Origin of the sequence: Dyadobacter sp. CECT 9275, from assembly GCF_907164905.1 — a bacterium.
GTDB lineage: Bacteria > Bacteroidota > Bacteroidia > Cytophagales > Spirosomataceae > Dyadobacter > Dyadobacter helix.
Map to the genome: position 1 here is coordinate 1,601,187 of NZ_CAJRAF010000001.1, position 21,090 is coordinate 1,622,276.

19 protein-coding genes and 1 riboswitch are annotated in these 21,090 nt (G+C 47.3%); of the genes, 4 read left to right on the forward strand and 15 right to left on the reverse strand.

Annotated features, from left to right (window positions below):
- Nucleotides 1-99 precede the first annotated feature (99 nt).
- Together KOE27_RS06540 and nuoB are read right to left on the reverse strand one after the other, a co-directional pair.
- Nucleotides 100-615, reverse strand: a complete 516-nt coding sequence (locus tag KOE27_RS06540; protein ID WP_215238010.1) for an NADH-quinone oxidoreductase subunit C — start codon at nt 613-615, stop codon at nt 100-102.
- Nucleotides 616-652: 37 nt separating this feature from the next.
- Nucleotides 653-1,186 carry an NADH-quinone oxidoreductase subunit NuoB gene (nuoB, locus tag KOE27_RS06545; protein WP_215238011.1) on the reverse strand — a complete coding sequence of 178 codons (534 nt, stop codon included), beginning with the start codon at nt 1,184-1,186 and terminating at the stop codon, nt 653-655.
- 319 nt (nt 1,187-1,505) lie between these two features.
- On the opposite strand from nuoB, the gene KOE27_RS06550 reads away from it, so the two are divergent.
- Nucleotides 1,506-2,228, forward strand: a complete 723-nt coding sequence (locus KOE27_RS06550) for a hypothetical protein (RefSeq protein ID WP_215238012.1) — start codon at nt 1,506-1,508, stop codon at nt 2,226-2,228.
- Nucleotides 2,229-2,378: 150 nt separating this feature from the next.
- Nucleotides 2,379-3,137, forward strand: coding sequence for a hypothetical protein (locus tag KOE27_RS06555; protein ID WP_215238013.1), 759 nt, complete (start codon nt 2,379-2,381; stop codon nt 3,135-3,137).
- A gap of 30 nt (nt 3,138-3,167) precedes the next feature.
- Here KOE27_RS06555 and KOE27_RS06560 read toward each other — a convergent pair whose 3' ends face one another.
- The gene (locus tag KOE27_RS06560) at nt 3,168-3,638 is read right to left on the reverse strand and encodes an NADH-quinone oxidoreductase subunit A (RefSeq protein WP_215238402.1); all 471 of its coding nucleotides are present in this window, start codon (nt 3,636-3,638) and stop codon (nt 3,168-3,170) included.
- A 137-nt stretch (nt 3,639-3,775) separates the two neighbouring features.
- On the opposite strand from KOE27_RS06560, the gene KOE27_RS06565 reads away from it, so the two are divergent.
- A complete protein-coding gene (locus tag KOE27_RS06565) occupies nt 3,776-4,675 on the forward strand; it encodes an NAD(P)/FAD-dependent oxidoreductase (RefSeq protein ID WP_215238014.1) in 900 nt (299 codons plus the stop codon).
- Here the strand turns inward: KOE27_RS06565 and moeB are convergent.
- The 6 genes from moeB to thiS all read right to left on the reverse strand — a co-directional run bounded on the left by moeB (nt 4,672) and on the right by thiS (nt 9,096).
- Nucleotides 4,672-5,730: a HesA/MoeB/ThiF family protein gene (gene moeB / locus KOE27_RS06570; RefSeq protein ID WP_215238015.1), complete on the reverse strand. Its 1,059-nt coding sequence runs from the start codon at nt 5,728-5,730 to the stop codon at nt 4,672-4,674. The two genes, KOE27_RS06565 and moeB, sit on opposite strands and share 4 nt — an antisense overlap.
- Before the next feature lie 71 nt (nt 5,731-5,801).
- Nucleotides 5,802-6,917 carry a 2-iminoacetate synthase ThiH gene (thiH, locus tag KOE27_RS06575; protein ID WP_215238016.1) on the reverse strand — a complete coding sequence of 372 codons (1,116 nt, stop codon included), beginning with the start codon at nt 6,915-6,917 and terminating at the stop codon, nt 5,802-5,804.
- On the reverse strand, nt 6,910-7,674 hold the full coding sequence (locus tag KOE27_RS06580; RefSeq protein ID WP_215238017.1) for a thiazole synthase: 765 nt from the start codon (nt 7,672-7,674) through the stop codon (nt 6,910-6,912). The genes thiH and KOE27_RS06580 overlap by 8 nt, the downstream gene beginning before the upstream one ends.
- The gene (locus tag KOE27_RS06585) at nt 7,668-8,288 is read right to left on the reverse strand and encodes a thiamine phosphate synthase (protein ID WP_229252667.1); all 621 of its coding nucleotides are present in this window, start codon (nt 8,286-8,288) and stop codon (nt 7,668-7,670) included. Before KOE27_RS06585 ends, KOE27_RS06580 begins: the two co-directional genes overlap by 7 nt.
- 3 nt (nt 8,289-8,291) lie before the next feature.
- Nucleotides 8,292-8,891: a thiamine phosphate synthase gene (locus KOE27_RS06590; RefSeq protein WP_215238018.1), complete on the reverse strand. Its 600-nt coding sequence runs from the start codon at nt 8,889-8,891 to the stop codon at nt 8,292-8,294.
- Nucleotide 8,892: 1 nt separating this feature from the next.
- On the reverse strand, nt 8,893-9,096 hold the full coding sequence (thiS, locus tag KOE27_RS06595; protein ID WP_215238019.1) for a sulfur carrier protein ThiS: 204 nt from the start codon (nt 9,094-9,096) through the stop codon (nt 8,893-8,895).
- A 64-nt stretch (nt 9,097-9,160) separates the two neighbouring features.
- A riboswitch (TPP riboswitch) is annotated at nt 9,161-9,256 on the reverse strand.
- Between the two features lie 236 nt (nt 9,257-9,492).
- On the opposite strand from thiS, the gene KOE27_RS06600 reads away from it, so the two are divergent.
- Nucleotides 9,493-9,990 carry a GNAT family N-acetyltransferase gene (locus KOE27_RS06600; RefSeq protein ID WP_215238020.1) on the forward strand — a complete coding sequence of 166 codons (498 nt, stop codon included), beginning with the start codon at nt 9,493-9,495 and terminating at the stop codon, nt 9,988-9,990.
- Nucleotides 9,991-10,068: 78 nt separating this feature from the next.
- Here KOE27_RS06600 and KOE27_RS06605 read toward each other — a convergent pair whose 3' ends face one another.
- From KOE27_RS06605 to KOE27_RS06630, 6 genes are all read right to left on the reverse strand, one after another.
- A complete protein-coding gene (locus KOE27_RS06605) occupies nt 10,069-11,175 on the reverse strand; it encodes a bile acid:sodium symporter family protein (RefSeq protein ID WP_215238021.1) in 1,107 nt (368 codons plus the stop codon).
- Nucleotides 11,176-11,351: 176 nt separating this feature from the next.
- Nucleotides 11,352-12,281, reverse strand: coding sequence for an RraA family protein (locus KOE27_RS06610; protein ID WP_215238022.1), 930 nt, complete (start codon nt 12,279-12,281; stop codon nt 11,352-11,354).
- Between the two features lie 174 nt (nt 12,282-12,455).
- Entirely contained in the window at nt 12,456-14,264 is a 1,809-nt protein-coding gene (locus KOE27_RS06615; RefSeq protein ID WP_215238023.1) for a CocE/NonD family hydrolase, read from the reverse strand.
- 32 nt (nt 14,265-14,296) lie between these two features.
- On the reverse strand, nt 14,297-15,571 hold the full coding sequence (locus tag KOE27_RS06620; protein WP_215238024.1) for an amidohydrolase/deacetylase family metallohydrolase: 1,275 nt from the start codon (nt 15,569-15,571) through the stop codon (nt 14,297-14,299).
- Nucleotides 15,572-15,888: 317 nt separating this feature from the next.
- Entirely contained in the window at nt 15,889-17,433 is a 1,545-nt protein-coding gene (locus KOE27_RS06625; protein WP_229252668.1) for a SusD/RagB family nutrient-binding outer membrane lipoprotein, read from the reverse strand.
- A gap of 16 nt (nt 17,434-17,449) precedes the next feature.
- Nucleotides 17,450-20,902, reverse strand: coding sequence for a SusC/RagA family TonB-linked outer membrane protein (locus KOE27_RS06630; protein WP_215238025.1), 3,453 nt, complete (start codon nt 20,900-20,902; stop codon nt 17,450-17,452).
- Nucleotides 20,903-21,090: the final 188 nt, after the last annotated feature.

Sequence of the window (21,090 nt, forward strand, 5' to 3'; positions counted from 1 at the left end):
TGAGGCTTTCCCTGTCAAACAAATTTCGTTGCCTGCATTTTTAACAAGGAGGCGGGAGCAACAGGCTTTATCGTAAAGTAATTCCCGCCAGGCGTTGAATTACTGTGCATTTCCATCTTCATAGCGTACGGATATACCGTGATATTTTTCCTGAGCGCTGTAATCTTTTCGGAGCGGGTGCCCTTCCCAGTCTTCCGGCAGTAAAATCCGGCGGAGGTCTTTATTTCCTTCAAAGTAAATACCGAGCAGGTCAAAAGCTTCTCTTTCGTGCCATTCTGCGGTACGCCAGATGTGGCTTACCGAAGGAACTACCGGTAAAGGCTCTTTGTCCTGGTTTCTCGGGAAAATGATCTTAAGCATCAAATCGTGGCCATAGGGGATGGAGGTGAGGTTGTAAATTACTTCCATGGTAGCCAGGCCCGGGCCGTTGTCGATGGCAGTAACGCAGGCCAGGTAGTCGAAATATAAACGGCTATCCTCGTGAAGATACCTGCAGATATCTGTCAGAGATTCGGTTTTGACAACAATAAAGGGCTGTATGGCATTGTCCCGGCTTTCGGTGATTGCATCGGGAAAACGTGTAACAAGTATCTGATTTATTTCTACAAAGGTCATACCGGAATGATTAAATAAAAGGCAAGTTGGGCGATCGTCAGGCAAATGGAACGGCTGTTTTTTCTTCCGCCTGCATGGCAAGAAACACTTCCGGTGCTAGCGGATGGCTCGCTTTAATTTTTTCCTGGAGTTTAAGAAAGCCTCCGATCAAAGCCTCCGGCCGCGGAGGGCAACCGGGGACGTATACATCCACAGGTATGATCCGGTCAACACCTTTTACCACATGGTAACCGTGTTCCCAGTAGGGGCCGCCGCAGTTGGAGCAACTTCCCATCGAAATCACATATCGGGGCTCGGGCATCTGCTCGTAAAGTCTACGGATACGATCAGCCATTTTAAAGGTTACGGTCCCTGCAACGATCATCACGTCCGACTGCCTCGGGGAAGGGCGTGGCATAATACCAAACCTTTCCAGGTCATAGTTGGAGGCATAGGTAGCCATCATCTCGATCGCGCAGCAGGCCAGTCCAAAGCCCATAGGCCATAAAGACGACAGCCGGGCCCAGTTCATCAGGTCCTCGGCATTGGTCAGTATGATCCCGCCGTCACCGGTTTTTATTCTTTCAGTCATCAGCTTTTGCTCTTAAGTGTCACCCATTTTTATTTAACCTCAAACGATTGAATAAAATTCGGCGATAAATCAAAAATGGAAGGTATCCTTTCTCTGTCAGAATGTTAGCATTTCCTCCTGCCTGCCTGCTTTTCCTGCCTGTAGTGCTTTAATCGTTTTTTAACCCTTTTTTATGCATTTCAGGGCGGTTGGGCTGCAACAGTTTCCGCATTACAAAAGTATACATATTATGTATACCAAACGGACCGGCTTGTGGCAAATGCAACATAAGCGGTTGCGGAGGGGTATACAAACAGTACCTCAAATAAAATTTTATCTTATGAAAATCAGAATCATTTTTACAGCGTTATTATTAGTGGTATCTCTTCAGTTTTTGCAGGCCCAGCCCGATTCCACCGCGAAGGAGTACAAAACGGGTTTCGCGGTTTATATTGAAACGGGCTTTCTGACCAATAACAGCTTGTCGAATATCCGGAAGACCTTAAAAACCAGGAACGTGGATCCTTTCAGCATCTCCATGACATCTCTGGTGCTGGCAAAACGCTATGAAACCAAACGGTGGATCACTGAAAGCAGGCTGGTTTTTACGAATCATGGAAATATGAAAAATGAAATTGATACCAAACGTGCCACGCTCATGGGAATAGGCTTGGGGCTTATCACCGGGCCCAAGATTGTAAATACCAGCCAATGGAACGTTTCCATACCCGTGGGATTAGATGTGATGGCCTACAGGATGACAATCAAAAGTAACTATTCGGCAGGTATCGCAAAGGTGATTGATACCCCTGCTGCTTATCAGGCCGTTAAATTATACACCGGTTCTCTCAATGCCTCTGTTGGGGCAGCGGTTGATTACAAGACCAATTTCTGGAAGAAAAAGCTGGACAAATTTTACATCAGCGGAAAGCTGAGTTATCAGTTGCCGATTACCACCACGGGACAGTGGCGGGGTGATAATGTGCAGGTTAACGACATGGCGTCTTTCAAGCCTAATCAGTTATACGGCCAGTTGGGTATCATATTGTTCCCGAAACTCTGACCGGAATAATCCTGTTACATTACAAGCAAAACTTCTGGATTCCGGAAGTTTCGCTTGTATACGCACTCTTAATACAAGAATTCTCGTTGGATGTGAGAACAAATAATTGGGGTTCATCGTTAAGGCATTAGTACTTAAAAATGAATCGATATGAAAAACCAAATACTGCTGATTGTCTGTTTTTTTGCGTTATCAACCCATTTTGCCAGTGCCCAGGAAGATTCTACCGCCAGAAAGTACCAGACGGGTATGGCCATCTATGGGGAGTTCGGGCTACTGTCCAACAAGAGTTTTGACGCAGTAAGGGATAAAATGATGAGCCTGGATGTCAAACCATTTGAATCAGTAATGGCTTCTATTGTGCTGGCCAAACGTCTGGAAACAAGGAGATGGTTCTCCGAAGCGCGCCTGATCCTGATGAACAGTACCAATTATACCAAAAATAAAAATGACGTAAAGGGCTATTTTGGCGGAATTGGTATTGGCATGGATGCTGGCCCCAAGCTGGTCAGTACGAAACATTGGAACGTGCTGATACCCATCGGATATGATCTGATGCTGTATCGGATGATGATCAAAAATAACCAGTCGGCAACATTGGGGCAGGTCGTTACCACACCGTCATCTTTTCAGTCGGCAAAATTCTACACCGGCAATATCAACCTGCACGGTGGGATAGGGGTTGACTACAAAATCAATATCAACGGGAAATGTACTGACAAACTGTATATCAGTTCGAAGGTATCTTATCAGTTACCTTTGCTCACAAACAAAAAGTGGAAAGGGGATGACGTAACGGTATCTGACCTGCCATCTTTTAAGCCCAACCAGCTATATTTCCAGATCGGGCTGATCGCTTTCCCTAAACATGACTACAGAATGTGGAAGGGAATGCATCACAGGATGTGACAGGCACGGCTGCCTGCGCACCTAACCTGCCTACTTCTTTGAGTACTTCTCATTCACCGACTGATACATATCCATCGGTACTGGAGACTCTATATGGGGTATTCTGGGTTGCGGGCGCACCCAATCCAGATACCCCTTCACCCATGCATAAGCCAGCCCAATCACCAGGATCAAAACAAAAACCGTCATTTCGGCGAGTGCAAACCAGCCCCAGCGGCCATTGGTCTGTTCTATCAGGTCAGCATTGCCGAATACCACCGACCATGGAAAAAGGAAAAGCAGTTCAACTTCAAACAAAACAAAGATGAGTGCAACGACATAAAATCTGACGTTGAACTGGATATTGGCATTACCCAGCGGATCTTCACCGGATTCGTAGGTCGTAAGTTTTTCCTCGTTCGGACGATGAGGGCGCAGCCATTTGGCCAGCACCAGCATGGTACCCATCAGCACCAGCCCTGCAATGATAAAAAGTAGTATTGCTCCGAAATCAGAAACCATATCGCCTAAAAATAGTAAACCGTAAAAATACGGATTTTTAGCCGGGAGAAGATTCGGGCATGGATAAAAACCGGCAGAAAAAAGTATTTTTGGGAATTCTTTTATTTGCATCAATGTTGCATTTTTAAAAAACAGGTATGGTTCAGTTTGACGTAATTATTATTGGAGGAAGTTATGCGGGGTTATCTGCGGCAATGGCGCTGGGACGTTCTTTAAGAAAAGTGCTGGTCCTTGATGCAGGTGATCCGTGTAATAAAAATGCACCTCATTCGCACAATTTTTTAACAAGAGACGGAGAAGTGCCTGGGACGATCAGTACCATTGGCCTGGCCCAGGTTCTGAAATACCCCACCGTGGAATTCCAACGGCAGGAGGTAACTTCCGTTGTCAGAACGCAGTCTGGAATATTTGAAGTGGCGACGGGAACGGCTGTGTGGCAAGCCCGGAAAATTCTGTTTGCAACGGGTATCAGGGATATTATTCCAGATATCCCCGGTATGCAGGCATGTGTGGGGATATCGGTGATTCATTGCCCTTACTGCCATGGTTATGAAGTACATAGCAAACCCACCGCTGTGCTCGCGAACGGAGACATGGGGTTTGATTATGCGAGAATGGTCTTTAATTGGACAAAAGACCTGACCTTACTCACCAACGGCCCCGCAAATCTGACGGTTGAAAACCATGAGAAATTGTTGTCTCGTGGTGTTAAAATAGAGGAGGCGGAGGTAGTTGAAGTTTTGCATACCCATGGACAGGTCAGCGGGGTCAGGTTTAAAGATGGAAGAGAATTGGATACCGAGGTAATTTATTCAAGAAATCCTTTCGTACAGAAAAGTTCTATTCCAGAGCACCTGGGCTGCGAAAAGGAAGAGAATGGATTATTAAAAGTGGACGATTTTCAGCGCACGACGGTCGAGGGTATCTATGCCGCAGGAGACAACTGCTATCCCGTACGGTCTGTGGCTGGCGCCGTGGCAACGGGTAATAAGGCCGGTGCGTTTATCAACCATGAACTGATCCAGGAGGATTTTTAATTATAGGCCTTCATCCAGAGGCCCCTCCCTTCAAATCCGGCCTGCCGCAAAAGCGTAGCGGCAATCTGGCTGCGTTTACCGGTGCGGCAGTAAAAAACAATTGTTTTGTCTGCCGGCATTTGTGACAGACTTTGTGGCAGGTCGGGGAGGGGAATGTTAATACCACCAATAAAATCCTCTTCAAATTCATATTCCTCCCTTACATCCACCAAGTGGAAGCTGTCAGGATTATTTTGCAATGAGATTTCAAATTCCTCAAAAGTGATCTCTCCTGGCTGAGCGGTATGCTGCTCGCTGGTTGGGGCTGAAATCGCTGTTTTTCTAATCTCAGTATCCGGATTTCGGGAAAAACTGAAAGTATGGGTTTCATTGCTGAGGGCGTTAAAAATAAGAAGCTTGCCGGATAGCGGCTGGCCTATCTCACACACCATCTTGATGACCTCGTTGGCCATGTAAGAACCAATGATACCCGGGAGGATACCAATGACTCCCGCCTCAGCACAGCTGTCACCCTCTTCGGCGTCAGGAAAAAGGCAGCGGTAGGTAGGCCCACCACGGTAATTAAATACCGAAACCTGGCCTTCAAACCGAAGTATTGAACCAAAAACCAGCGGTTTATCCAAAGCCACACAGGCATCGTTCACCGCGTACCGGGTGGGGAAATTGTCTGAACCGTCAACGATTATGTCAAAACGCTCAATGAGCTCAGTAGCATTGTTTTCCGACAGGCGTTTCTGGAAAGTTTCAATGTTCACATAAGGATTTAACGCCAGCAGTTTCTCCTGGGCAATGAGCGCCTTGCTTTTGCCGACGTCGTCAGGGCCGTAAAGTATCTGCCGGTGAAGGTTGCTGATATCCACTGTATCGTCATCTACAATGCCGATCGTTCCAATTCCTGCTGCGGTAAGGTATTGTAAAAGCGGACAGCCCAATCCTCCGGCACCAATGACGAGCACCCGGGCATTTTTCAGTTTTTCCTGTCCACGGAGGCCTATCTCAGGCAGGATAATCTGGCGGCTGTATCGTTTTCTTTCGGTTGGTTCAAATGGCGTCATAGGTACCTTGAGCAGCAGAATGGTATTCTGATTTTATTATTTAACATGAACAGTTGTAACGAAAACAGGGTTCAAATCTGGAAAATCTTGTCCCAATCTTTCCAGACCGGCTCATATCCCCTGGATCTGATAACCTGTGCTATTTCAGCCGGACTCCTTTCATCAGAGATTTCAAATTGTTCCAGCGACTCGGGCGCTACGGCATACCCTCCCGGATTTGTTTTTGAGCCTGCGCTGATAGACGTGATGCCCAGACCGATTACGTTGTTTCTGAATTTTTCCGATTCTCTGGTCGACAAGCTGATCTCAACTTCTTCATCCAGCAGCCGGTAAGCACAAATTAACTGAACAAGTTCTTTATCCGACATTTCTACCTTTGGACTGAGCCCACCCGAGAACGGCCTGAGCCTGGGAAATGACAAGCTGTAACGGGTCTGCCAATAGGTTCTTTCCAGATATCTCAGGTGTAAAGCCGTAAAAAAGCTGTCGGTTCGCCAATCCTCCAGACCGATCAAAACGCCCAGACCAATTTTATGAATTCCCGCTTTCCCGGCACGGTCCGGCGTTTCGAGGCGGTACCCAAAGTTTGATTTTTTACCTTTCGGGTGGTGTTTTTTATAATCTTCCTCATGATAAGTTTCCTGATACACCAGGATCGAACTTGCACCGGAGGCAATGAGCTGCTCATATTCCGGCTGGTCCATAGGCTGGATTTCCATCGATATCTGGGAAAAATATGGCCTGATGATTTCCAGTACCTTTTTGAAATACTCAAGATGTACGGTCTGATTGGCTTCTCCGGTCACCAGTAAAACATGGTCATATCCCAGGCTTTTGATCACCTTCACTTCCTGCAGTATCTCGCTTTCCGAGAGGGTCTTGCGCCTTACTTTGTTGTCCAGACTGAACCCGCAATAGGTACAGATGTTGGTGCACTCGTTTGAAAGATAGAGCGGGATATACATCTGAATTGTTTTTCCAAACCGCTTTTGCGTTAGATTCTGGCTGATATGCGCCATATGTTCCAGATAGGGTAAAGCAGCAGGCGATACCAGCGCTTTGAAATCCTCCATCGTTCTCCGGGGATTTTCCAGCGACCGTTCAACATCCTTTGCGGTTTTGTCGTAGATACTTTCCCGGACGTGGCTCCAGTTGTATGACCGGAACTCTTCTTGAAAACTACGCATCCAGAAAAAGCGTTAACGGGCTGCTTGCTGCCGCAGAATTTCCTTTGGCTGCCAGTCCGGCCTCAAATGCCAGTCTTCCTGCTTCCACACCCAGCCTGAAAGCATGGGCCATACCGACAGGGTCGGAAGCTACGGCTATGGCCGTATTGACCAGTACGGCATCTGCACCCATTTCCATTGCTTTTGCTGCGTCGGAAGGTGATCCGATGCCTGCATCCACAATCACGGGAACAGCACTTTGTTCAATAATGATTTCGAGAAAGTCTGCTGTTTTCAAACCCTTATTACTGCCGATGGGAGCCCCCAGGGGCATTACGGCAGCCGCACCGGCGCTTTCGAGGCGCTTGCACAAAACGGGGTCAGCGTGTATATAGGGCAAAATAACAAAGCCAAGTTTTGCGAGCTGTTCGGTTGCCAGCAGGGTTTCCATGGCATCGGGCATGAGGTATTTGGGGTCAGGGTGGATTTCCAGCTTCACCCAATGCGTTTCCATTGCTTCTCTTGCCAGCTGTGCTGCCAATATCGCCTCCCGGGCATTTCTTGCGCCCGAAGTATTCGGCAGCAGGTTGATGTGACCGTGCTTCAGGTACCTGAGGATCTCGTCATCCTGCCGGCCAGAAGCTACTCTGCGCAAGGCAACGGTCACCAGTTCCGACCCTGAGGACAACAGGGATTGCTCCATTAGGGCACCGGAGCTGAATTTCCCCGTTCCGGTAAAAAGCCTTGAATGGAAAGTCTTATCAGCGATTTTTAGCATAATGTTTTATAAAGTTGTGTAACAAATTGTTTGCGGTCAGGGGAATGAGTAATGGCAGCGGACATGGCCACGCCATGTACACCCGCGGACAGGAGGCCGGTAATATCTTCATCCGTAATACCGCCGATCGCGATCACTGGGATACTGATGTTCATTTGATGGATTGTTTCAAGAATCGCTCTGTAGCCGTCAGCACCCAGTACCGGACTTAGGTTTTGCTTGGTATTAGTAAAGCGGTAAGGGCCAAGTCCTACGTAGTCTGCGCCCTCCTGCACCCTTTGCAATACATCCTGCAGCGTATTGGCAGTACCACCGATGATCATGTTTCCGCCCATCTGCCTGGCCGTTTGGATGGGCAGATCTTCAAGCCCGAGATGTACGCCAAAAGCGCCTGTATCCCGGGCAACTTCCGGATAATCGTTGATGATCAGTTTGGCACCGTATGAATCGCAGAGGTTTTTAGCAAGTGATGCTTTTTCCAGGATCATTTCCGCAGGCTCGTTTTTAATGCGCAGTTGTATCCATCTGCAGCCCGCGTCAAGCGCGGAGGCTATGCTTTCCAGGTGTGTAAAAGCAGCCGTCTGATTCGATATAAAATGAAGTTTGCCGATCAAAGTTTATTGGTTTAGCACATTGTTAAGTTGAATAAAAGTCTGAGGAGCTTTTGCCGGATTTTTCCATAGGGTACCTGACACGGCTGCTCCGTCAAAATTCATCTCTTTGATGTTACGAATATTGGACTGATCAATTCCACCCAGTCCGATGACCGGTAACTTTTTCTCCGCTGCATCGAGCCGGAAGCCGGGAGGAAGGATACCCTGATACCCCGGTTTGGAAATACTGTTGTAAACCGGACCGAAAAATGTATAATCAAAAGAAGTTAATATGTTTGTATCCAGCAATTTGTGGATGGAAGTACTCAGGATAAAACCTTCTGATTTCATTTGCATCAGCGTGCTCTCATCCGTTGTCATCCGTAAATTTTCGGGAAAATGCAGCCGCCTGATCCCATATTCCAGGGCTACGGGAAAATGTTGATGAACGGCGATTTTGGATAAAAAGGCAGGGCAGATGCCACGCAGCAGACGGTCCAGATCCGATGCGGTCCCATCGGGTTTTCTGAGATGCAGGTATTCCATCCCGTTTTCAAAAAGCAGGTTAATGCACCCAGCCTCATTGGGCAGATACACAGGTGACGATATGACGATCAGCTTCATCCTAACCGCCTTGTGTGGCTCTGATGATAATTAATTGATCATCAGGCTGCAGTTGGTGCAAGGCCCACTGCGATTTGCTGACCACCTGGTTATTGATGGCTACCGCTATTCCCTGATGATTTGTTTCGAAAATTTCTGTCAGCAATTGCTGCACGGTAAAAGTGTCAGGAATTACGCTGGGTGTTTGGTTGATTTTTATCTCCATTCCGGTTATCGTTTGAGAAACTTGGGGAATGGACCTTGCAGAAAAAGATATAAGTAAACCCTTCAGGAGGCTCACTACTTTTCCCTTCGTCAGTATGAACTGCATCAGGTTCAAAGGGTATAATCTCAGACCACCATAGTGGACACCCCCAAAGTTTTAACAAAACTAAGTCAAAAATATGACGAATAAAACCTTCCGCCGGGAAGTACCTGCATGATGACGAAATATCGATATGGCGGTCTGATAAATATGCGATAAATTTGAAAGGTACAAGTATCAGGTCCGGACATTAAACAAAAGCATACGAGTTAACCGAAATGCCCGACCGTTGGGACTGTACACTCATATTTTAATCTAAACGATAACTCATTTAACCGAAATACTAAGTTTACCAGAATGGATCTTAGAATAAGAAACGCCACAAAGAAGGATTTACCCGCGATTTTAGAAATTGTTAATCAAACGATCCTCACGTCCACCGCAATTTATGATTATGAGATCAGGACGCTTGAGGAGCAAACGGAGTGGTTTGAGCGTGTGACGGACAACGGTATGCCCATCATTGTTGCCGATCAGGATGGGGAGGTGCTGGGATATGGTTCATACAATACCTTTCGCCCCAAAATAGGGTACCAGTTCACGGTGGAGCACTCTATTTATCTTGACGAGAAGTCCAGGGGTATGGGTGTAGGAGGCAAGCTATTGGGCAGTCTCATTCAGCGGGCACGGGAGCAGGGCCTTCATACGATGATAGGAGGGATAGATGCGGCCAACAGGGGAAGTATTGAATTTCACAAAAAATATGGTTTTGTAGAAAAGGGTTATCTGAAAGAAGTGGCCTACAAGTTTGATCAGTGGCTGGACCTGGTCTTCATGCAGCTGATTCTTGAATAGGGGGCCGACTGGCACAAAAAAATGGCTGCCCGCATCCGTGGCAGCCATTTTGCTATGTTATACTGTTGTTTTTTAATTTTAATGTGCTCGTCCGGTTTCTACGTAGGTATCTTCATCACCGGTTGGTTTCCCCTGCCACCAGGATGCCAGTATTGAGCCTGTAATGTTCATCAACGGCCCGAACACGGCTGGGGCAAGACCTACCGTAGCCATTTTTCCCATTTCTTTCGCGATACCGGATGCAAGTCCGCCATTTTGCATACCCACCTCAATAGCGATGGTACGGCAGTCGCGCTCGCTCATTTTGAATAGCCGTCCCGACCAGTAACCCAGTGTATAGCCCGAGAGATTGTGAATCAGTACGAGGAGCAACAAAGTGGGGCCGATGGTCAGCAGGCTGTCGCGGCCGGCAGCGGTGATGATCACGATAATGAAGGCAATTCCGCCCATGGATACGAGCGGCATGGCGTTGTCCAGCCATTTGGCCTTTCCGCTGAATAACTTATTGAATATCAGCCCTGCTCCGATAGGTATGATGACCATTTTTACGATATCCCACATCATGTGGAGGGTATCTATTTTGACAAATGCACCAGCCAGAAGGCTCATCAGTACCGGCGTTACAATAGGCGCAAGCATGGTAGAAATGGCGGTGATGGTAATGGAAAGTGCCAGGTTTGCTTTGGCAAGATAGGATATCACATTGGATGCCATACCGTTAGGAGAACAGCCAATCAGGATTATTCCTGCTGCAATTTCAGGCGGAAAACCACTCAGATTGGCGAGTGTGTACCCGATACTGGGCATAATAATAAAATGGCTTATCACTCCGATCAATACACCTTTTGGCATTTTAACAACGCCTACAAAATCCTGGAAACTCATGGAAGTTCCCATTCCGAACATGATGAGCTGGATCAGGGGGGTGATCAGCACAGCCAGTTTGAAACCGTTGAACTGCTGAAAATACTGGGGATAATAGAGGGCAGTGGTTACGGCAGCAAAAATAATGGTGGTATAGGTAAAGCCCTTGAGCTTTTCAAAACCACGAAAACTGATGGCCAGCGCCAGGAAAAACAGGATGAAAAAAGGCCCTGCCTGAGGAAGGCTGCCGGTTAAACCCAGGTAGAGTGCAATGAGGAGGCAAACGGCCGCTATACCTGACAATAGCTTGTAAATATTCATGTTTTTATTTTTATTATACAATTTTAAAAAGGGCATAGTTTATTATTTCAATGACTTTTGGCAGATACCAGTCTGTCAGTGTTTAGAAAAAGATAGCAGATTAAGGCCGCTTTATTGCTGAAAAAGCAGGAACAGAAGCTGCCTTACTTAATAAACTGCTATCTTCCTTCAGAAAATTACCAGGTTCTTTTTTTCATGTATTCGTCCAGTTCCGAACGTTTCATGGGGATTTCCTTAGGATTTTTATCCAGCCATTTCAGGAAATCTTCTTTCAGTTTGTCGGTCCACTGGCTGTCAATCTGGCCAGGAGTATATTTCCCTTCTTTGAGCATCTGAATACCAAATTTGTCACGGATAGCGATGAATTCGGCGGTAAGTACCACTTTTTCTACCAAATGAGCGGGAATGAAAATCACGCCCTCTCTTTTTGCGAGCACCACATCACCGGGAAGTACGATGGCCCTGCCGATGCGGATGGGTGTGTTCAGTCCTGTAAGTACGACGTCTTTCAGGTAGGAAGGATCCCAGTCTCTCACAAAAGCATTGAAACCTTCTATTTTGGACAGACCTTCCAGGTCACGGGAGGAGGCATCGAAAATGACACCGGTTCCGGTTTTTGCAAAAATAGAGTTGCCAAGGTTATCGCCGATAAGGGTTCCCTGGGCAATCTTCCCGAAACCATCCGCCACATATACATCACCTTTGGAGAGCTGGTCAATGGGCCAGGAATTGGTGTTGCCAATGCGGCCTGCTTTTTGGCCACGTTCTTTAATGTTTTTTTCAATATCCGGACGAGAGGGCATGAACTGCGCGGTAAGTGCACGCCCTGCAATGGGGACATCATTATGAATCATTTTCCAGTTTCCGTCGAACTGGCAGTTGTAACCTTCATTCTGCAGGACAACCCAGGCTTCTTCAATGGCAATTTCTTTCACGCGGCGGATCATGTCGTCCGATACTCTGGGGCGTCCGTCAGGAAAACGTTCTCCTTTCCATTCTGAAGTAAGGAAGATCAGTTCTTCTTTGGAAATGGTCTGTGCCCTGACAACGGCCAGGCTACCTATGAGACAGAGAGAGGTAAGCAGACTGAAAACTTTCAATTTCATAAAATAATAGTCAATTAAGCGGCAAATGGATAATGTAAAATCTGATGATAGGTTTTTTGCCGGAAGTTATACCTGAAACTTCCGGCAAGTTAGCCTAATTCTGCATGAATATGAACTTTGGTATAGGTAAGCTATTTCTGAATTAAACCTTCTACATTGTTTGATTATCATCCGTCAGTTTCCGGACAGGTCGGTAACAACAGGTAAAATAATACGGCTTAACTTAGGCCCGCCATGATGGACGGTCTGCTGTGCAATGCGTGTTTTGGTACTGCTTCCAAGAGGCTCGCCGGTATTTGGATTTCTGTCAAACTGCGGGAAATTACTGGAAGTGATATCCACCCGTATGCGGTGGCCCGGCAAAAATGCATTGGCTGTTCCGGTCAGTTCAATTTCGTACTCATAAACCTGATTGGGTGTGAGCAGTTTCATCTTATCCAGTCCCTCACGGAATTTCGCCCTGATGATCCCTTCTGAAACAGGCATGGCATAACCATTCGGATACACATCCACCAGCTTGATCATCCAGTCGGTATCCGGGCCATCTGTTGCCGCATGGAGTTTCATTTTTACAGGACCGGCTATGGTGATCGGTTTTTCGAGAAATTCACTTGTATAAACCAATACATCCTGGCGTTGTTCCAGCGTGCGCTGGTCACGGGGGCCGGAAGATGTAGGCGTACCGCAGCAGTTGTTTCCTCCCATGGTGGGTACCGGGTTTTCGGGGTCGTAACGGTATGTGTCTGTTGCAGCTTTTTCTGGTTTGGTAAAAGATAACGTACCTTCTCCGCGTACCGAATTGGCAGCACCTTTTGCACCCAGATACAGCTCCTGATATTTTGTTCCTGGAATGGGCCAGTCGGTCTCGCCGCGCCATTTGTTGATACCCATGTAAAAAAGTTTCACAGGTTTCTCCTTATCCAATCCGTTTTTGATACCTTTCAGGTGATAATCAAAGAAGCCGAGTTCCGTCTCAAATTGTTCAACATAAGCGGCAGGAGTGAAATCCACTCCGCCAAATGACTGAGAAGGACCATGTCCCCACGGGCCTATGATCATCCGTGCATTGGCTCTTGCCTCGGGTGTTGCACCTTTGTTTTTCATACCCACATATCCGTTGATCGTTCCCATCACGAAGATGTCAAACCAGCCACCTGAGGTATATACGGGTACCTTAATTTTGTTAAAACGTTCTTCGTCACTAATGGATTTCCAGTAATCGTCATAACTCTCATGTTTGATCCAGTCGCGGTAATGCTGCACCACAGAACCTGCTCCCCTCATATCCATATCTTTAAGTGGCAGGTGCATCAGTACATTTTCATATTTCAATTCTTCCGGCATAAAGGCTTCGGTATGCCAGGTCTGAGGAAGCATAATACGGTTGGGCATCCGTGCCACGCCCCAGCCGTAGTTGAAACTCAGGCGGTAGGCTCCTCCCATGGTCAGCCAGTTGGCATAAATGTTGGTGGAAGCCAAAGCCGGAAATGCAGCGGTTAAGTGCGGCGGTGCCATGCTGGCGGCCTGCCATTGGTTGTGGCCCAGGTAACTTCCTCCCTGTGTACCAACCTTTCCGTTCGAGAATGGCTGCGCCGCTGCCCATTCAATCGTGTCGTAACCGTCATTGGCTTCATCCCTGAAAGGCTCCCATTTGCCATCGCTTTCGTAACGGCCACGCACATCCTGAACAATCACAACATAACCGCGCTGTGCGAACTTGGTCATGGTTTGGTGGTGAACGCCTTCGCGCTGCGATCCGTAGGGTGTCCTGGTGATGATGGTTGGATACTTTCCAGGCGCCGCAGGCATGTACAGATCGGCGTAAAGGATGACCCCGTCGCGCATGGGAATTGCCCGGTGTCTTTCAATTTTTATTTCATTGAACTGGTTCGCATAGGCAAGCGCATTCGAAATAAAAAGCGCGCTGGCAAGCAGGAGTATTCGAAGTAAACCGAAAAATTTTGGATGAGGTTGAGTATTCATGCGTGGTGGATTTAGGATCAAAGGATAAAAAGCTACCTGCGTGAAATTACGAGGGGGTTGGTAAGACCATTCAGGTCATACACGACTCTTCCCGCGCGAATCGTCACTTCGGCTTCCAGTTTTTGTTTGCCTTGTATTTTGGTACCGGTGTAGTCCCAGAACCCGAAGGTGCCGGTATCATTCAGCTGGAACTTGCCATCGATCAGTCTCAGAACGGCAACATCCGCCCGGGAGCCGACAGAAAGATTACCGAGCTGTTCGCGGTGGATCGCCTGCGCGGGTGCCCAGGTACTGGCTTTGATCACACTTGGCAGGTCCATACCCATGGCCAGAAACTTGGACATTACATTCAGCATGTCCTTCATGGCATTATTCATGCTTCCGGTGTGGATATCGGTACTGATGGTGTTAGGGTAAAATCCGCTTTTAACAGCGGGGATGGCCTGGGAAAAGGCAAAACTGATCCCACCGTAACCGACATCGAAAAGGATACCTTTTTTGCGGGCTTCGTATACAAACGGTTTGATTTTGCCGGTGGCTACATCCAATATGGGCTCACGGCTCGAGAGCTGCCCAAAGCAATGCGTAAAGATATCTCCCGGCCGCAGGTGTTTCATGAAGAGTTCTTCAATGGGAAGCACAGGCGTACTTCCTCCGAAATCGATCATGACGGGGATATTGGCGAGTTTACCCGCCTCAACGGCCTTGTCGGTGGGTGTCCAGTTGTATCCGTTATAGTGCGCAAGTTTTACGCCGACCACATACTCCGGATTTTCCATAGCCACTTTGGCAGTAGCAGCCGCATCCATATCATCCACATTCTGTTCGTAGGTACCGCCCCGCATGCCTTCGCCCACAATGTTGAGAAATGCAAGTACCCGGGTTTTTGAAATATCAATGGTTTGTTTTTTGAAATCGGGAAAAGATTTCCAGCCGGAACAACCTGCATCCACAACCGTAGTGACGCCGGTACGGAAAGTGAAGCCGTCTGGCGGTAAGGCATTGGGGCCGTTGCTGTACGTCTGATCCATTTTGGTTCCAAAGAAATTGTGCGAATGAATGTCAATAAGCCCGGGGGTAACGTACAGGCCTTTGGCATTAACAACCTGCCTGCCTTCTTTTGGGTCGATATTTTTGGCAACGAGCTTAATGGTATCGCCGTTCATGGCTACATCCAGCAGTGCATTGATATTGTTTTTAGGATCAATAACACGGCCGCCCTTGATAACAACACTATATTTCTGCGCAGCGGCAACCTGGATACCTAGTGCAAAGACACTCAGCAAAACGATCAGCTTTTTCTTCATGTTTGTGGTTTAAGGGAATAAAATAATAAATAAAAGTTTTGCCGGAAAGGTAAGACTTGCCAGTGACCCGGTGTCTTTTGCGATTGAGAGCTACTTATTCCGAGCATTTTCAGTCGGCGTCTTCCGGAGTCCAGATGTTAGACATCATTTTGCAGGTGTGATCCCTATCCAACTTGAAAGTTTGTTTTATCGGTCTTGCCGTCTCGTCATTTTTCGGGCCGTTTTGCGAGACGTTCACGGGAAGATCCGTTTTGTCATAAAAAGAAATACGGATTGTCAGTTTATTAACAACCCGTATTCCGTTAAATGTATCTCAATCACTTATCCCACCATACTATGCTGGAAAGCGTGTTGGTGCCACCTTGTCTGGTGCGTGCTTCGTAGAAATTCGTCTGATTGTAAGTTTCTTCCGAATCCGGGATCACAAAACGGGTGGGGATTTTACCTCCCGTGAGGTTACCAGGGTAGTTGGTCGGGATAAGCTTGGGATAACCGGTACGTCTCCAGTTGGAGAATATCTCGTATTCATCCTCCAGGAAAAGAGATACCCATTTCTGCGTGTGGATCTGCTCCATCTGCTGCTCAACCGTGCCGGCCGCATTGTAAGGGTTGACGTCCAGGTACGCATTCACTTTAGCATCTGATATGGTAGCCGCCGCTCCGAACAGGGCCCATTGTCCCATTCCTGCTTTTACAGCCTTGTCGTAGGAATCCTTCGCAGTGGCTCCCGCATACCATCCTCTCAAAGTTGCTTCTGCTAGTAAAAGATTGGTTTCAGCATTTCCAAAAACAAGCAGAGGGGCGTTGTATTTCAGGAGCGTATTGGGGTTTGGCTCCGAAAAGCTGTTGAAGTTTTCGGGTACGTTGTTGTAAAGGGCATTGGGCATACCCAACTGGAGCGCTGTGCTGGTATCCGCAACAAAACTGCTTCCGGAAGGTATCCACACAATGGAGATTACATTCAGACGCGGATCTTTGGTTCCTTTCAGGTGGTCAATCAGGGTTTTTGCAAATTTACCACCCTCGATATTCTGCCCGCCGGGTGTGATGTAATCAGTACTTAACAAACCACTGGCAATGAAATTCCGGCTTGCGGTCTGGGTTCCGTCCACATAGGCGATCACGGCGCGGTCAGCATCTGCCGTAATAATGCCACCTGCAATTGCTTTTTCTACCCATGTTTTTGCCATGGTTGGATCAACCTGTGTCAGGCGCATGCCCAGGCGGAGCATAAGTGAATAAGCAAATTTCTTCCATTTGGTTACGTCTCCGCCGTAAATGAGATCGGCATTGGCAAAAGTGGGCTTCGTCGTATCAAAAGCCTTGGCTGCTTCATCCAGTTCTTTCAGCATGTCAGCATAAATAACTTGCTGTGTATCGTACTTTGGAGCATAATTTTTGTCCGCGAGCGCTTTGCCGGCATCAAAATAGGGGATGTCACCATAAAGATCCGTCAGGCGATGGAACAGGTATGCCTTCCAGATACGCGCTACAGACAATTTGTTAACATCGGCAGGGTTAACTGAAACGGCTTCAATTACCTGAGCCAACTCAATGACGGCCCCTGTGTAAGCACCCCAGTTTCCGGTTGAATAACCGTAGTTAAAGTACTTGTCTCCCGCGGCAGGAACCTCTTTACAGGTAGCGAAGTGCTGCATGGACTGGCCAATGGTGAGGTAGGCAGCCCCGGTATAGTTTACGCTGACGGCATCCAGCTGGGCTTTTGTGAAAAGAAACCCTGGCACTACTTCAGAGGATTTATTGGGGTCCTTGTTCATTTCCACAAAACCATTGTCGCAGGAAGGTAACATCAGGGCCAGAGGAGCTGCAAATAATATTTTTTGAATCAGATTTTTCATCATTGGAGAAATTAAATGATTAGAATTTTACCATCAGGTTCACACCCATGCTTCTTGTTCTGGGTACACCAAATGCTTCCAGACCCTGCGCATTGGTACTTGTATAACCGGATTCCGGATCAAAGTACTGGTTCTTCTTATCCTTGTAAAGAATGAACAGGTTACGTGCAGTCAGAGATATAGAGGCCGACTGTAGTTTGAGCAAGGAGAATTTGCTTACAGGCAAATTGTAGCTCAGCACCACCTGACGAAGTTTGACGAAATCATTGTTGAACATAAACATGGCCGTGTAATTCTTATCATTATCATAATAAGTATCTACGTCAACTTTTTGCCAGGTTTTGGTGTAGGGTGCTCCCTCGGCCGTAACACCTTCTACGGTTATGCCGGTATCACGTCCTGGAAGTGTTTCCTGAGGCAGACCAAAACGATAGGCATACTGATACAGGTTGGAGTAAACGATACTTCCGAATTTTCCGTCAATCAGTACGTTCAATGAGAAGTTTTTGTAGGTGAAATTATTGGTGATACCCATGGTCAGAGGAGGAGTTCCCTGTCCGATCTTTTCCAGATCACCTCTTACCGCGTAACCGCTGGCAGGGTTGAAAATTACGTTTCCGCTGGCATCCGTTTTCTTGCGGTACCCCCAGACGGTACCGTATGGCTCGCCCACCTTGTTACGGATTAAGCCACCGCCGATTCCGCTGCCGACGTCAATACTTTTAAGGCCTTCTGCCAGTTTTTCGATTTTACTTTTATTGTAAGCCATGTTGAAACTCACATCCCATCCGAATTTCCCGGTTTTAACGGGTGTTCCGGTAATGAGCAATTCAACCCCCTTGTTGCTTAGTTCACCCACATTCAGCAAAGCCGATGTGTAGCCAGAAGAAATAGCGATTGTACTTTGTACGATATCGTCTGTGGTTTTCCGGTTGTATAGGGTCAGGTCAAAACCCAGGCGGTTGTTAAGGAAACGGGCTTCAATACCTCCCTCATAGGTTGTGGAAGTAAGCGGACGCAAATCGGGGTTGGGAACCAGGCTTGATCCCAGTGTCTGAACCGGCCGACCGTTATGGCCACCCTGTACCATGCTGTAAGTGGGATAAATGATATAAGGAGCTACGGTTGCACCTCCCACTTGGGCCCATGATCCGCGAAGTTTTGCAAAACTTACCGCCTCGGGTAATTTAAAGGCTTCGGACAAGATCAGCGATCCACCCACGGAAGGGTAGAAAATACTATTGCTTTTTGGATTCAGAACCGAGAACCAGTCCTGTCTTCCCGAGAAAGTCAGATAGGCAAAACCTTTGTACCCAAAATCAGCTGAGGCGAAAACTGAGTTGATAGCACTTTTATTGTATGTTGGCGTTGTAGAAAGGATCGCAAGGTTGGTATAGCTATAGAAGTAAGGTACCGTAAACTCGCTTCCCGCAATGAGCGTCTGATCGTAAACACTTCTTTGTGAGTTACCACCCAGCATGGCCGAGAAACTGAGATCTTCAAAGAAGTTGGTATTGTAGTTCAGCGTCAGCATACCGTTGGTTTCCGATGAAGTTGTTTTTCTGGCCTCGTAGGTACCCAGCGGTGCATAGTTATTGTTGGTAGGCTGTACGTATTCAGACTGGAAACTGTAGTAATCCTGGCTAATACTTCCTTTGATGAAGAAGTTGTCAAGGATGTCATATTTGATGTTTGCCTGCCCGATGAAACGGTTTTTGCTGTCGTCGTTTTTAAATTTGTTAACAACAAAGTAAGGGTTGGATGCAATGGGGACCGGGTTCCAGGCAAGTTCGACACCTGTTACCGGGTCATAACCCGGAGCCAGGCTGCGGATATCCACGACGTTTGCCGCCAGATAAGTCGCCCAGTGAGGGTTCATATCCGCATATCCGACTTTAGGACGGTTCGTGCCCTGTTCCAGGTTATACTGAACAACGGTTTCGATGCTCAGCTTTTTACCCAGAAGAGCATTCAGATTTAGGTTTGCTATGCGCCTTACAAAAGATGAATTGGGTACAATGCTGTTGGACTTGGTATTGTTGAGACCCAGGCGGAAATTTACGTTTTGATTTCCTCCCGTGAAGGCCACCGAATTGATATAGTTAGTACCTGCATCATAAAAATGCTTAAGATTATCCTTCTGAGGGGAATAAGGATGCAGTTTCCCGTCTACCTGGATGGTGGGCTGTCCGTCCATTTTAGCGCCGTAGGAAAGACGTCCCGTGCTGATGGCTTCGGTCAGCGTGGTTGGCTTTTTACCATCCACACCCTGGCCATACTCATACTGCCAGTTAGGAATCACAGCAATACTTTCAAATGTAAAATTGCTGTTTACTTCCACACCGATGCCTTTTTGTGCACGTCCTTTTTTGGTGGTGATCAAAATTACACCGTTGGAAGCGCGGGCGCCGTAAAGGGCCGCTGCCGGGCCACCTTTCAAAACACTGATGGATTCAATATCATCCGGGTTAATACCTCCGATACCGTCCCCACGGTCCACGTTCATGGCGTTACCGTCAGAAGTAGTACCGCCACCAGGAATACTGTTGTCCATTGGCATACCGTTGATTACGTACAGCGGCTGGTTGTTTCCATTCAATGAGCCATTCCCACGGATAATGATACGGCTGGACCCGCCGGGGCCTGTTGCCATACCTGTGGCATTCACACCCGCAATTTTACCGGTCAGTGCGTTGGCTACGTTGTTTTCACGTGCCTGGGTAAATTCACTTCCCTTTACTTCACTTACGGCATAGGCCAGTGCTTTTTTCTCCCGCGCAATACCAAGGGCCGTAATCACGACTTCATTCAGCGCTTTTGCCTCCGGCACCATCTTGACCGATATCGTGCTTTGCGTACCTACGGTAACTTCCTGGGAAGTGTAACCCACAAAACTGAAGATCAGTACTGCAGTTGTAATTTCTTCATCAGGTATATCCAGCCGAAAGGAACCGTCAACATCAGTTGATGTTCCTCTTTGAGTACCTTTTACGAGAACACTTACCCCAGGCAGACCGTTGCCCGTTTCATCTTCCACTTTACCGGTTAGGTTACGTTTGGGAGCCAGGATAATTGAATTTGCCGGAACGCTTTCTTCCACCTGAACGGGTTGGCTGCGTTTTAATATGATTCGGTCCTGCACCACTTCATAAGAGACCTTGTAAGGGGAAAGAATTTTGGTGAGTACCTCTGAAAGTGCTTCGCCCTGAAATTTGTAGCTGACCTTCTGGTTGCCGGCAAAAATCTGCGGGTTGTACATAAACTTAACCTTCGTTACGTTTTCGATCTTGTCCAGCGCATAGTCAACCTCTGCATTGGATAACCTTAACGTTACTTTTTGTTCCAGAATCCTCTGCGCACGCAGGTCGTATGCGTGCACCAAAGTGGAAAAGGCAATGGAAAGAAGGGCTTGATACAGACTAATGCGCATGATTTTCTGTAAAGCATGATGAAAATGTACTGTTTTTGACATAATTTTGATTGTTGTCGGTTAAAATTCGGCATAACATTTCCCTGACACCCTTTCAAGAGGGTTGATGTAAGCGGTTACAAAAGGGGGAGCTTGAAGAGTCGGTGGATGTTGGCGCATCGCCGACTCGTTTTTTTTACTGGTGACAGAATCTGTAAGAATTTATCTCATAGGCAGTTAATAAATTATTT